We start from the raw sequence: 13,005 nt of genomic DNA on the forward strand, positions 1-13,005 counted from the left end.
CAACTTACCCCTGTTACTCTAGCAATTCCTCGTCAGGAAATTCGTTCGAGCAGGAGTTTATCAATTAATTGTTTGGTTTCGTCAGAGACGGTTTTATTAGTGGGATTGATCACAAACTGACGACCGCAATCTTTACACTGACGTTTCGGCTTGCCATTATGTGTAGAACCATTTTTGATGGTATGATAAGAACCACATTTAGGACAAGGGAATAGAGGTGAACTAGGGGGGGTACTTTGTTCGGTGCTAGACTGATATTTGAGTAAGCCAGACAGGAGCCAGAAAAAGATATTTATCAGAAAAGTCATGAGCAAGCTAGAGGTTTAAAGACTGAGCGGGTTCCAATTATTTTTATTTCCTTGTTCCTAGAGAATTCGTGGCTAAATGCTTACCGCTCACTCCCCGTAGCGGAAAGACCCATTCGGCCGTGAACTATCGTTTCTTAGAGGTTCGTGTCAATTTTTTACAAAACTTTATGATCAATTTTGCATAATTCTCATGAAAACTAACGATAGAAAAACAAGGGAGATTCAAAGTTCAAAGTTCCTTTTTTCTGAAAATCTTCCACCATAGGTGTCCATTGGCAAAAGAAAAAACGAGTAGAGGCTTACCCCATGCAGTTATACCATAGAGAAGTACAAGCTTTCCAAATTCCCGTCCCTTGGTTACTAGGAGTTACCGTCGATTGTACGGCCTCCATTTCCAATCGAGATTTTGCGATTGCCAAGGATCAACTAATCAAATTTCTGGTCGCCACTCATCTACGAGGTCGATCTTTACCCGGTTTACCTTCCGATTTTGTATCCGTTACCGCTTTTAAAGATCGTCGAAATATTTTCGGACCGCCTCAGCCTTTAAATGTGGTTAAAATGGACAACGAAAGTCATGTAGCCGCCCTATGTCAGTGGGTTAATAACCTACGAAATGATGGTGGCAGTACCGCTCTATACGATGCGATTAAAATCGCTTCTTCCGAGTTGGTAGCAATGGACAGCTATCTTCCCTATCAATATTTAAAACTTGTCCTCGCTATCACGGACGGGGGTGATAATAACTCGAATACCAGGTTACAAGACCTGAGTTATTTTCTGAACTCTAATCTTTGTTTGTCAGTGATCGGTGTAGGGAGTTCGGCTAGTTCCCAACTGTCTTCGATTAGTCGATACGCTACCTCGACTCATTCGATCGGTAACTTTGGAGATCTATATCAAGCCATGACTATTTCTTTGGGAGTTGTTATCGAGCGTCAGGGATTGATTCAATTCTAAATCGGCCTACCGAAAAAGACTTCATGATCTTAAGGTTTGTTTGCGTAATCGCGGGTCACAGGTCAGATAGGAGAGTAGGGCGGTAGGAAATTCGGTAAAAATTCGGTTCGATCGCCCGAACACTCCGAACCCCTTGCGAGACTATAAGCGTACCACAAAGAACCGTACTATAAACCATTTTACTAATACATCAGAGAAGATTAATCGAAGCCAGTATCTAGCTCGATCTCTCTTCTCGTATTGGTGAATGCTCGTCCTAATTATCCATCGAAAATTCCGTTGTCCTTACCCACAGAGGAATTCTATGAACGCACAAAAAATTCAAGCCTTATTCAAAGTTCAGCGAAAAACCATGCCCCAAAAATTGTTTTGGCTAATGGTCGTTATTTCCTTGCTAATCTCCCTAGAGTATCAATCTGTACAAGCCTCGGTAGTGGATGCAAATTTTCGTTTCCCCTCTTCATCAAACTCCTACATCGCCCTCGCAAAAGGTTCTAGTCCTAGTATGAAGCCTGACTCGCTCAATAGTCCTCTCCTCGCCCAATCGACAAGCACTCAACCTAGCAATAACGGGCAACAAAATTTTGGGCAACAGGTAGTGTATCTGATTGCTGGCCTCTTCCTTTCTTGGTTCCTCTTGTTTCTCTTCGGTCCATTTTTATTTTTATTTGGGGTTGTGTTAATTGCCATCGGGCTATTCAATGCGAACCCTCCTTTGATTGGTGCTGGATTCGTCTATGTTGCCCTGGGGATGGCTGGTGTGTGGTTGAGAGGAGGAAATTAAGCAATATCTAACAAGAGTTAAACTTTAGGCTCTCTTGGCGTTATCGTGATCGACGAATCCGATCGAAGAAAGGACGTAGGGCCTACGCCCCCACCACCAACACCCGGCCCCCTGTAGGGTCGCAAAGCTTGCGCCCGACAAGGTTTGCGCCCAGAATGTAAAATGGTGAACATTTTTCACCCAATGTCCAAGAGAGTCAAGGTTTACCTCGCACTCCGGACTCAGATGTAATGAATTGAGCCTAGGTACTGAACCCAAGTTGCTAGTTACAATCTTCCTACCGAAGAAGACTTCATGGTTTCTTAAGATTTGTTTGCGTAGTCGCCCGTAATAAGTCAGATTAATTTTTAGGAGAGTAGGGCGGTAGGAAATTCGGTAAAAATTCGGTTCGATCGCCCGAACACTCCTAACACCCTACGGGCCTACAGCGACTCATCAACAATGTAAATTCAGCGGCTGAAACAAGGAGATTTATTCAATGACGACTACCCATAATGTTCCAGAAGCTCAAAACTATCCGAATTCCTCTTCAGATAAAAAATGGCAGGATTTTTTAGAATATTCTTATAAAAATCCCGAAAAATTTATAGAATGGATCGAACATGATCCCCGATACAAAGACATTGTTGCTAAGGCAAAGGAAAAGAAAATAGTGATTTCTGAAGAGCCTTCCTTATCTAAAAACATTTCGTTTTGCTTACGTTATCTGTTGATAGTTCCACCTAACAGCCTCTACGGTCGTGTAAAGGTTAGTCCTCAGCTTGCGAGGTGGGCTGACGCTGTTGCGATAACACAATCTATCTCTAATATTTGGGATACCGCAACGGCTGTTCCTTTAGCATACCTATCAGTTGGTGGAGGCTTTTTAGGGTTCTTTTTTGCGGCATTAATTACTGTTATCGCTCAAACATTTAGCAACAAAACAGCCGAAATTGCCGCGGTTGGATGTCACAAACATCAACGACTGGCAGGAGGTGCGACTGTTGGATGGGTAGCCATGAGCGCTCTGTTAACCTTGATTTCTGGGTATGGTTCAGATATTGTTACCAATGGATCCTATCTAGCCGAATATCATGCAGACAAAATTGTCAAAGAAAACGTTTTGCCCAAATACGAACGCAATCTTAAAACGGCGGAAGCTAAAGTAAAAGATGCTCAGAAATTAATCCAAAAATGTGAGGAACAATTCAAAGAATGGCAGTCATTACCAAAGTCAAATCCTGGTCGTGATGCCTCGTATCGTAAGTTAAACGGTCCCTTTGGAGTGAAGCCTAGTTATTGGGACAATCAACCAACGGCACAACTTCCTCTTTGCCCTCGATCTCTAAGATTAGAGCATGAAAGTAAAGAAGAGATAGCTAAAGCACAAAAAGCATTAAATCAAACAAAATCAAACATTGACGAGGCAGGGAAACCGATTGTCTATCTTCAACAGTTCCAACCTAAATTGTATGCAAGCGAGTTTACAGAGCAGGGAAATATTCGTTCGGGAGTTAAAATCGTTGAAATAGCGATAACGAGTTTTAATGAAAGATTACTATCGGGTAATTTAGGTTCTCTTGGATTTTCTCTAATCGGCCTCGGTATAAGTGTAATCACCACAGCGATGGCTGTCACATTAACAATGATACATCGCCGTTTGCCTTCTGTTGCAGATACATTTGATCGCTCTCTCCATAATGCACAGGAAGAATTTTTCCATGCCGTGGGCGATGGATTGAGAAACAAGCAGGGTAAAAACAATAGCGATCATCAAGATAGTTAACAAGCTTATCTGGCAATCTCCCGTATCACAATTCGTGATCCAATTCATTATCTAAGGGGAATTTATGACTATTTTTGAGCCTCGTTCTCGATCTCCCGTCGAGTTCTTCGATGCTTTGGTGAACAGGTTGAAGCCCTCTTCTAAAATAAAATCTCGCACAAGCCATCTATCCTATGAGTTATTGCTTTTACAGTTGGTTCTAGAGGATGTTAGAGAAACAGGACAATTAGAATATCCTGCTTTTGTTGATAGCCTCTCTCTTGTGAAGCCGAAAATCGAAACAGTATCCCAAGAAGAGTATCAACGTAATCTCCTATTCTTGCTGATAGAAAATGTACACGAGACCGGCATTTGCGAGTATCCTCCCCTACAACAGTGGTTACATGGAGAAAATTATATTTCCGTCCTACTCTCAAATTTAGATCGGGCTGTAAACGATATTAAGGAAGGCGTGGATCGATTAAGAGATATTATGCTCAATCCAGAAGCTCACGATCTCTTTGAAAAAATTCACGAGCCTTTTGATCGCCTACTCAAAGGAATGCACTATCTTGACAATTTACTCGATAAAGTTTGTGATTACAGGATCGATAATAAAGGTGAACAAAAAAGACCTTTATTAAACAAACTCATTCATCACCTCAAGTTCGGAAGAACTATTGCAAAAAGTAAAGACAGGATGAAATCCTTGAATTGCTTGGTGTTGGGTCATTACACAGAGTTAAACTTGAATCCGACAGACCCCAAATTAAGACGGTTGACTTTAAAGTATCTGCTCGAAGTTAAGTCTAACAGCACCCAATGGTCATCGATTATTCGGGACGAGTTACAAAAAGAGTTGAACAAACAGAACAATCACTTCTCTGTCAAGAGTTCATCTCGATATTAAGTTTGTTGTCTTGGAGACTTCACCAGTTGTCAATTTTTTTTAGGAGAGATTATCATGAGTTACAATTCTATGCCCTATAAAAATATCAAAGATATTCGCATTCAGCTAGAGCATCTTGGTCGTATCGTCAAGCGCACTCAAGAAAAAGAGTTTGAAAAAGGACAGGCATTTAAAAAGTTTTTTCCAATTCTTTTTATTCCAATTTTTGCGATCAATGCTTTGCGAATTTATTGGGCTTTCAGAGCTAATAAAGAACTCGATTACTTTCGCACAAAATTTCATATCAAACAATGGTATGTGATATTGTATGGTTTATTGTGGGGAGCATTTTGGCGTTTTTTTACTCCCTTATGTATAGAGTTTTTACAGCTTATAAGCTCCTTGCTGGAGCTTTCTAAAGCAAACTCCTCTAATTCAGGGGGTTCGGCATGGGATTTATTGGTAACTTACCTACAAAATCAATGTAACGAAAATACCATTGCGTTATTTTTTATCATTGTATTTCAGTTCTTTGGATTTGTCTGGTTCGGGCAACATATCATAGAAGTCATGGATGATGAAGATGAAATCAATACAGCCCGATCATCCCAATACGGGCTAATCAATAACCCCCTTCTCCATCAGGAACCTGGTTTCGCCCGATAAAAGGCTGGTTTTGCGAAGTTTTGTTACAGGATTCCACACCTCTGCTCTCTACCCTTCAATCCTCCCCGCCTTGAAATCGCTCTTCCGTCCCCCTGCCTCCCCAGGAGAACAAGCGCCCAGAAATCCTACAGGGTAAAGACTTCAGCCAGCTAAACGCTAATTCTTCGACCTCTCCACCGGATAAAATTCTTAAAAAAATGGACTCGATCCTACTTTCCCGCGTAAATTGGGAGACGACTGCCGATTAGATATAGGGAGCTATCTCGCAAGGAAGGAGAAAATCGATGGATGATCTAGAGAGGATAGTGGATGAATTAGCACTAGAGGCGAAAAGTTATCCTAAAGGCAGTAAGGATAGGCTGAAATACTTAACCAAGCTAACGAACGTGATCCAGCAATCCCAGCCGAGTTGTAGAAACTACTTTGACTTACCCTATCCTATCTATAGGGAACTACAGGACGAAGCTATCCAGGAAACCTGGTGCCTCTTGTATGAACAACAAATTGACAGATATGATCCCAACGAAGGCCATATTTTACGTTGGTTTCGGAAAACACTCGGCTTTCGCTTTTGTGACATCTGCGCCAAGTATTTAAATATTCGTCGCAATAAAAAGATGAAAGCGTTAAAAATTTGTATGTTAGCTTTTTTCAAAGGAGGAGAAAACCTTGGACTACTGCTACTTTGGCAAATAATTTATGCCAACCTTGTATTGCCAAAAACATATAAAATTCAGCAACAATCTCTTGATGAACCTGTATCTCAAAATGATGATCCGTCTAGTAAGACTCTCCTCGACCTCATAGAACAACCCGAAACCGCTCATCCTCGTCATCGAGAATATGAAAAACTCAGAAAACTAATTGAACAAGACCCGACTGGACAATTCAGGGAAGCTCACATTAGAAATAATGAGGAGGCGAATTTTCAGGCGATCGCACTTGGCAGAATCGATGGGCGATCGTGGAATGACTTATCCGAACAATGGAATATAAAAGTTTCAGTTCTCTCATCATTTTATCAGCGCAGTATTCAAAGGTTTAAGCAAATCTTTCGAGACTATCTTGACATTTGAATGTAAATAGTCAAAACAAATTAAAGCAGAGGAGATTCTTACCATGAGCGTCGAAAACGAACAATTAACTTTTCCTGTTCCTTTGGGAATGTCGGATTTTAACTTTGCTAGAGAGTTTAGCGGACAACAGAAAAATACTGCCAAAGCTCGTCAGGTTTTGCTCAATACCTTAGCCGTCCGTGCCGTTGGTTTTTATTGTTGTAATTTATTGAGTGTAGAGACGGATTTTGAGAATAGTGATAGCTGGGACAGTAGCGCTCGAATCCTCATGGATGTAGCGGATTTAGAGATCAAGGGGTTAGGGAAGTTAGAATGTCGTCCTATCCAGCCGGGGGAAAAGGTTTGTTATGTTCCCCCGGAGGTTTGGGAAGACAGAATCGCCTACGTCATAGTAGAGATCGACGAAAAAGAGAAAATGGCAAATATATTAGGTTTTGTCAAAAAAGTGGAAGCGGAACAAGTTTCCCTTGAGCAATTACAACCCTTGGAAGATTTGATAGATGTATTCGATTCTATTTCGCTTCAACAACGAATTGAACAAATTATACGAATCGAAAAACTTTTAGCTTCTGATTGGCTAGAATCAGAAAAAGTCTTAACAGCCAGTGGACGAAGTGGAAGATATCGAAGGATCAGTCAGTCATCTCTTGATTCCTCGGCAATGCTGTTAAATAAAGGAAAGTTAATTAGCATAGATGGACGGGACTTTGCTTTGATGGTTGACATCTGGCAACAGGAGAATGAACAAAATAAAGTTAAGGTGTCTTTTGAGTTAATTCCTGTCGGAAATATTAGAAGTTTACCTTCTGGGTTGGAATTCGCCTTACTAGCTCCCTCTGGCAAAATGTTAACCTCGGCGACCGCAAAACAAGGGGATAACTGCCGAAGAATTACTCCTATTTTTGATCTGGAAAAACTAGAACTTGCCAAACAAAATGGTAAACTCTATGAAATCAAAATAACTTGTAACGGAAAAACTTATTCGGAAAGCTTTCCCAGTAATTGATTTAGAGCTTTTTTTTGAATTGGCGATGAGCGATTACAAAACAGTAGGAAAAAAATTATGCCGCAGGAAGTTGAATTTAATATAGTTACACAAGATATGCAGTCTTTTTTGATCGAGATCAGAATCAGCGATGATTCTAACTCATCCAGAAGTCGTAGAAGACTTTCTGTTCCATTTTATCCAGATACACTAAGGGACTCTCTTCAGCAATGGCAACAGGATTTCCAACTAATAGTCAATAATGGTAGAAGAACACAGGCTGCTGAAAATAACCAGAATATCATTGAGAATGAAGACGATGATGATGATTTACCCTTTGATGATTCAGATAACAATAGTTCGTACAATAATTGTTGGGAATCTTATGAAAACTTAACCACCGAATTGAACAACTGGCTTAATTCGGGGGAAGACTGGCAAAAGGTTCGGAATTGGCTAACTCAAGACCTGAAGAAATCAGAAGCCGAAATTCAAGTTACTATTCAAACCGATGATCTTCTGTTAAAACAACTTCCTTGGCAAGCTTGGGATTTATTATCTCAACACTACCCTCAAGCGGAAATCGCTATCGGACCCCCAGAATATGAACCCCCTGAAAAATGGGGAAAGATTAGACAACATCCCCAAGTTCGTATCTTGGTGATATTAGGTTCCGATGAAAATATTAGCCTTGATGAGGACTCAAAATTACTGGACAGAGTCCGAGAACATGGTGCGACACTAAAATCTTTAGAACAGCCAACCTTAGATGAATTAAAAAACGTATTAGCTGAACCTAAAGGCTGGAATATTATCTTTTATGCCGGCCATAGTGAAACGAATGATGAAGGGAAAGGAGTTTTGCATCTCAATGAGCGGGAGAGCATCACTATTGATGATATAAAAGAACAGTTGGAAGTTGCTATACAAAACGGACTGTATCTAGCGATTTTTAACTCTTGTGATGGCTTGGGAATTGCCGCTCAATTGGCAGAGTTACGCTTACCGCAAAGTATCGTGATGAAAGAGGAAATTGATAATCAGATGGCGATCGATTTCCTGAAATATTTCCTCGATTCCTTCTCCCGAAACAAATCTTTATTTGTCTCGGTGGGTAACGCACGACAACATCTGCAAAAAACCTATGATAAACCAGAGAAATTTCCTGGAGGACATTGGCTACCCGTTATCGTTCCTAACCCCGCAGTTCCCTTAGCCACCTGGAAAGAGTTTTTATCCGAGTCCGAATTGTCTCTTATATGGCGTATTCTCCTAATTATAGGGGGAATAGTAGGAGTCTTGGGTTTACCTCTCAGCCTCCTTTATGAATTTGGTTGGGATAAAGCTATATTCTACGCGAAGCTATATCCTCATATTATCCTCTATCCTCTTTTTATGTTTTGGGCGGCTCTATGGCTTGTTTATAAAGGTTTTACCCAAATTATCAACAGATCAGCCCGGGGTCTACAATTAGGCATATTAGCAATGTTAGCTATCTCTGTCGTACTTCTTGTGATAGAGATGAGTGGTTCCAATATGTTTCTATTAGAGCTTAATAAAACGGCTCAAGCAAGTATCGATCTATCAACTTTTAACAAAAACACGATCGCCGATATTCAAAAAATACCGAAAGATATTCTAGATACGCAAAAGATTTTTCAGAAAGACCACATCGTGATCAGTAAGGCAGTCCTTGAAGAATCCTTGTCTAACTATATTGCGATTAAAAAGGATGATCAGATCCCGGAAGAGCAGGCAAAAGGCTTTCATCAACTTATGGAAATTGGTTTAGATTATTTGACAACTTGGAAAGAACAAAAAAACTGGTCTTCTCTGAGCCGCGTGTTGTACGGTTATACTTTTTGGGCGATCACTTTTACAGGTTTATCATTTTTCGTTCTGTGGGTACAAAATCAAGATTTCAGAAAATTTTATAATCAAAGTAGATATTTTGAGTATTTAGTATTTGCTCAAGTAATGGTCGTCTTTTGGATTCCTTTTAGACTTTATTATGTCGTAAAAACCAAGAATATACTTTTTGGTTACACTGGTTTACAGTGGATGAAACCGTTAGAACCTTTTGTGTATTTAGTGATTTCCATTTTATTTGTCTTTACTCTTTGTCAAACGATTCGACAACAACATAAATATAGAATGCTTATTATAACAATAACAATTGTGTCGATCGGTGTTTCTCTGTGGATTGGCTATGGACTAACCGATATACTCGATCGAACCTTCTTTTTAAATACTCCTAACATCGGAACATGGATACTTGTCCCCATATTGACGGGACTAGCCATTTATCTGTTTTTCAACTACCAAGACAAATAATTTTGATTGCTGAATAAATCAGCAAACGGAGAAACTATGAACCGATTTTTATCTTTCCTATTCAAAGCCTTAGTTTTTGGCATCCCTGTAATCATTTTCCCTGCTAGTATATACTTAGAGTTTCGTGAAAATGACCGATGGATCTTCTATTGTCAGCTATATCCTCATCTCATCCTTTTTTCACTTTTGGCTTTTGGTGTTGTTCTAGTTAATCTTTATCAAGCTAGTGCTTTGATTCGACGACGATCAAGTTTTTTTAGAAACTGCTGTATCATGATTGTTATTTCAGCTATTCTGACATTTGTTGAAACTACTTCTAATAACATGATGTTGTTAGAACTCAACAATCAAGCGCAATCTACGATTGAACTTTCTCGAACGGCGATCAAACAAATTCAACAAATACCCGATAACATTATCGATGTTGATCGCATTATTAACGGAAACCAATTAACCATCAGCAAAGAAAACCTTGGAAAAGCTCTAATTAATTTTCGAGATCGCCAAACAAATCTGTCTCCAGAACAAAAACAAGGATACTACACATTCATGAAAAAAGGTCTATCATTTTCTACTTGGAAAAAACAAAATAATGTATTTTCCACAAGTAGAATATTTTATATTCTCTCCTTTTTTATTATAACTAGCGTTAGCTTAATCTTTTGGCCAATGCTTGTAATTTATGAAAGATCGGACATTCGAGATTATCACCGATACCTTAAATTACTAACAATTTCTTTCCTAGTATTTATGTTATGGATACCTCTGCGATACTATTATAATTTACTCACCTTAAATTTAGTTTTTGGCAATGATTATCTAATCGGAAGCTTGGATTTATTCGCCTTTTTGATCTATCCAGTGTACGGTTCTTTATTGGCTTGGAAAAATTATCAGAATCGCCCAGAAGATTTTAGAAGAATCTTTCTGATCGCAATTGCAATTTTTCTGGTAATTTTTGGAATCGTATTCCCCCATATTATTCCCAACATTGTTACTTATATTTTCGGGATCAATAGTGATGTGCTAACCTGGGGCATTTTACTGATTCCCAGTATTGTATATTACGGTTATCAAATTCATTTAACTTCTCATCAATGATCGCCATGAAAAAGAAACATAATGTAGTCACTCTGTATTTGATTTCTGCTTTTATTCTTTCCCTTTGTTCCTCTCTAACTGCCCAGGAATACACCAGTGTTTTTTATATCTCTAAAAGTGATAATGGCAACCAGGTTCACTACGGGATTCGCCTCGCCCCAGATTGTTCTCCGCAAGGCAGTAATCCCGTGTATCCCTACTGGAAACTGGAAAACAAAAAGACGGAAAATCTGCTCGAAATGGAACAGCCAGCTTTCGGTATTGCGAGTCAGTCTGTATCGGGAAATCAAGTGATCCTAGAAATCAATGGACTCAAAAATAATGGCATCAACCGACTGATTACCGTGAAAACCTTTCGCGCTCCTAATAATACCTGCCAGGCGAGAGCGTTTATTAAAATAAACCAAACTCCGAATCCCTTATCTCGCATCCATGTTACCCTTGCCAGTATTGTTCGCGTCCCTGGTATCGATATCGCCCTGGGTGGGAAAGTGAAAAGCCTGACTCTCATCGATACCCAACAAAACCAAGAAACTATCCCTTGTTTATCGAACTGTGAATTCGGTATTCAATTTGAAGAATATAGGACTTACGCACTGTACAATTTCACCATGATGTATATGAACGAAAATCCGTCGTTTCAGACTTTTAGCGATTAACTTCTGATCAATAGCGATCACTTAAAAATCATCAAAAAAGCACGTTAAAATGCCCGAAACCCATACCCCATATTTGGTCGATCCTGTCAATGCCTAAGTCCTAGAATAATTATCTTTTAAACGCTTTTCCACAGGATAAAATCCCCATGCTTCTCTCGAAACTACCCGCCCTTTCTCTCGGTCTAGCCCTCGCGACAATTCCGGTGAGCGCCTCGGCCAGTACCTTTAGTAATCTCTTCGCCTTCGGGGACAGTTTGACCGATAGCGGTAACGTGGCCATCGCCACCTACCCGAACTATCAACCCGTTCCCTTCGGTGGTTTGATGCCTTCCCTAGCGTACCAAAGCGGTCGCTTGACCAATGGGCCGACCTGGGTGGAAACCTTGGCAGCCCGTCTGGGGGTTAGCGCATCTCCGTACCTAGAGGGAGGGACGAATTTCGCATTCGGGGGCGCAAGAACTGGGCCTCTGGGAACCACCCCGCCGACTCCGCCCAGCTTACTAAACCAATTTGCCCTATTTCAAACGAGTACGGGGGGAATCGCCCCATCGAGCGCCCTGTACATGGTTTGGGGGGGGAGTAATAACGCTCGCGATGCGGCCGGACAGAAACTCGCAGGGGATAGTGCCGGGGCGAGCGCAACCTTGACGGGGGCAGTTGGCGATCTTATTACGATTATCGGGGGACTGAAAAGTGCGGGGGCTGTTCATATCCTGGTTCCCAATCTGCCAGATTTAGGGCTGTCACCAGAGGCGACGCGGGGGGTGTCGGGGGCGAGCGCAGCGGCCACGGCGGTTAGCGTGGAGTTTAATGCCCTTTTACGGAATTCATTGACAACTTTTCGCAATGATCCGACGATCAATCTGATCGAGATCGATACCTTTAGTTATTTTGCCTCGATCACCAATTCGCCTGGTAGTTTCAGTTTAACAAACACCACCGATCCCTGTGTGGATCTGACGACGGTTTGCACGAATCCGGATGAATATTTGTTCTATGATGGACTTCACCCCACCGCCGCAGTTCACCAGCAGTTCGGCGCGTTCGTAGGCACTCAGGTGGTGGTGGTTCCCGAACCAGGCGGGATTACCGGGATCTTGCTCGTTACGGGGATCGGTGCTTTGGTGACAAAACGAAAAGGAACGGGTTCGACTCGCTCGACCGTCGCTCGACTTCCCTGAATTGTTCCTCCTAATGGGACTTAGACAAAAAACAAATCGATAAAAGCCTCAACTCCAATCCCCGCTTGGGATTTACTTCGAGAAGCCCAAAATCGCTGAAACCCAGATAGATCAAGGAAAATCATAAATCGAGGTTAACCCTTTGTCCCGTAATGGTTTGAGCCTTTTTTGCTGACCGAAAACGCCTAAGTCCCACTAATAAGCTAAAACGCACTTAAACCACCTAAAATAGAAATAGTAACTTGAGAAAAATTCTACTTATGCCAGCTAAAGATTTCCTAGATGTAGAAGAAAAGAAAAACTTACAAAAAGCTCTTA

The 13,005-nt window shown here is 40.9% G+C and carries 11 protein-coding genes and 1 pseudogene; 11 read left to right on the top strand and 1 reads right to left on the bottom strand.

The genetic code is table 11. The features are described from left to right. Positions 1 to 35: 35 nt before the first annotated feature. Positions 36 to 179, bottom strand: a pseudogene (locus EWV66_RS16255) (IS1/IS1595 family N-terminal zinc-binding domain-containing protein); the annotation flags it as partial. 435 nt (positions 180 to 614) lie between these two features. On the opposite strand from EWV66_RS16255, the gene EWV66_RS16260 reads away from it, so the two are divergent. The 11 genes from EWV66_RS16260 (at position 615) to EWV66_RS16310 (ending at position 12,687) form a co-directional block, all read left to right on the top strand. Continuing rightward, complete coding sequence (locus tag EWV66_RS16260) at positions 615 to 1,268, top strand: VWA domain-containing protein (protein WP_072926656.1); 654 nt, start codon at positions 615 to 617, stop codon at positions 1,266 to 1,268. Positions 1,269 to 1,572: 304 nt separating this feature from the next. After that, a complete protein-coding gene (locus EWV66_RS16265; RefSeq protein ID WP_052278317.1) occupies positions 1,573 to 2,052 on the top strand; it encodes a hypothetical protein in 480 nt (159 codons plus the stop codon). 478 nt (positions 2,053 to 2,530) lie between these two features. Beyond that, positions 2,531 to 3,817: a hypothetical protein gene (locus tag EWV66_RS16270; RefSeq protein WP_287107807.1), complete on the top strand. Its 1,287-nt coding sequence runs from the start codon at positions 2,531 to 2,533 to the stop codon at positions 3,815 to 3,817. Between the two features lie 64 nt (positions 3,818 to 3,881). Continuing rightward, positions 3,882 to 4,706: a hypothetical protein gene (locus EWV66_RS16275; protein ID WP_052278315.1), complete on the top strand. Its 825-nt coding sequence runs from the start codon at positions 3,882 to 3,884 to the stop codon at positions 4,704 to 4,706. Positions 4,707 to 4,760: 54 nt separating this feature from the next. Next, on the top strand, positions 4,761 to 5,351 hold the full coding sequence (locus EWV66_RS16280; RefSeq protein WP_139294370.1) for a hypothetical protein: 591 nt from the start codon (positions 4,761 to 4,763) through the stop codon (positions 5,349 to 5,351). Between the two features lie 284 nt (positions 5,352 to 5,635). Further along, positions 5,636 to 6,427 (top strand): hypothetical protein, encoded by a 792-nt coding sequence (locus tag EWV66_RS16285; RefSeq protein ID WP_052278313.1) that lies wholly within the window; start codon positions 5,636 to 5,638, stop codon positions 6,425 to 6,427. Positions 6,428 to 6,470: 43 nt separating this feature from the next. Further along, on the top strand, positions 6,471 to 7,433 hold the full coding sequence (locus tag EWV66_RS16290) for a DUF1822 family protein (RefSeq protein ID WP_287107808.1): 963 nt from the start codon (positions 6,471 to 6,473) through the stop codon (positions 7,431 to 7,433). A 57-nt stretch (positions 7,434 to 7,490) separates the two neighbouring features. Beyond that, complete coding sequence (locus EWV66_RS16295; RefSeq protein ID WP_287107809.1) at positions 7,491 to 9,746, top strand: CHAT domain-containing protein; 2,256 nt, start codon at positions 7,491 to 7,493, stop codon at positions 9,744 to 9,746. A 324-nt stretch (positions 9,747 to 10,070) separates the two neighbouring features. Then, positions 10,071 to 10,847: a hypothetical protein gene (locus tag EWV66_RS16300; RefSeq protein ID WP_211571676.1), complete on the top strand. Its 777-nt coding sequence runs from the start codon at positions 10,071 to 10,073 to the stop codon at positions 10,845 to 10,847. A gap of 5 nt (positions 10,848 to 10,852) precedes the next feature. Beyond that, positions 10,853 to 11,506, top strand: a complete 654-nt coding sequence (locus EWV66_RS16305; protein ID WP_170863929.1) for a DUF4833 domain-containing protein — start codon at positions 10,853 to 10,855, stop codon at positions 11,504 to 11,506. Positions 11,507 to 11,652: 146 nt separating this feature from the next. Then, positions 11,653 to 12,687 carry an SGNH/GDSL hydrolase family protein gene (locus tag EWV66_RS16310; RefSeq protein WP_072926667.1) on the top strand — a complete coding sequence of 345 codons (1,035 nt, stop codon included), beginning with the start codon at positions 11,653 to 11,655 and terminating at the stop codon, positions 12,685 to 12,687. Positions 12,688 to 13,005: the final 318 nt, after the last annotated feature.

This window comes from Microcystis sp. M_OC_Ca_00000000_C217Col, assembly GCF_007095585.1.
GTDB classification, from domain to species: Bacteria; Cyanobacteriota; Cyanobacteriia; order Cyanobacteriales; family Microcystaceae; genus Microcystis; species Microcystis panniformis.

Coding starts and splice junctions, on each gene's coding strand:
- EWV66_RS16305 (WP_170863929.1), top strand. CDS start 10,853: ATGAAAAAGAAACATAATGTAGTCACTCTGTATTTGATTTCTGCTTTT.
- EWV66_RS16310 (WP_072926667.1), top strand. CDS start 11,653: ATGCTTCTCTCGAAACTACCCGCCCTTTCTCTCGGTCTAGCCCTCGCG.
- EWV66_RS16300 (WP_211571676.1), top strand. CDS start 10,071: ATGATGTTGTTAGAACTCAACAATCAAGCGCAATCTACGATTGAACTT.
- EWV66_RS16275 (WP_052278315.1), top strand. CDS start 3,882: ATGACTATTTTTGAGCCTCGTTCTCGATCTCCCGTCGAGTTCTTCGAT.
- EWV66_RS16285 (WP_052278313.1), top strand. CDS start 5,636: ATGGATGATCTAGAGAGGATAGTGGATGAATTAGCACTAGAGGCGAAA.
- EWV66_RS16295 (WP_287107809.1), top strand. CDS start 7,491: ATGCCGCAGGAAGTTGAATTTAATATAGTTACACAAGATATGCAGTCT.
- EWV66_RS16290 (WP_287107808.1), top strand. CDS start 6,471: ATGAGCGTCGAAAACGAACAATTAACTTTTCCTGTTCCTTTGGGAATG.
- EWV66_RS16260 (WP_072926656.1), top strand. CDS start 615: ATGCAGTTATACCATAGAGAAGTACAAGCTTTCCAAATTCCCGTCCCT.
- EWV66_RS16280 (WP_139294370.1), top strand. CDS start 4,761: ATGAGTTACAATTCTATGCCCTATAAAAATATCAAAGATATTCGCATT.
- EWV66_RS16270 (WP_287107807.1), top strand. CDS start 2,531: ATGACGACTACCCATAATGTTCCAGAAGCTCAAAACTATCCGAATTCC.
- EWV66_RS16265 (WP_052278317.1), top strand. CDS start 1,573: ATGAACGCACAAAAAATTCAAGCCTTATTCAAAGTTCAGCGAAAAACC.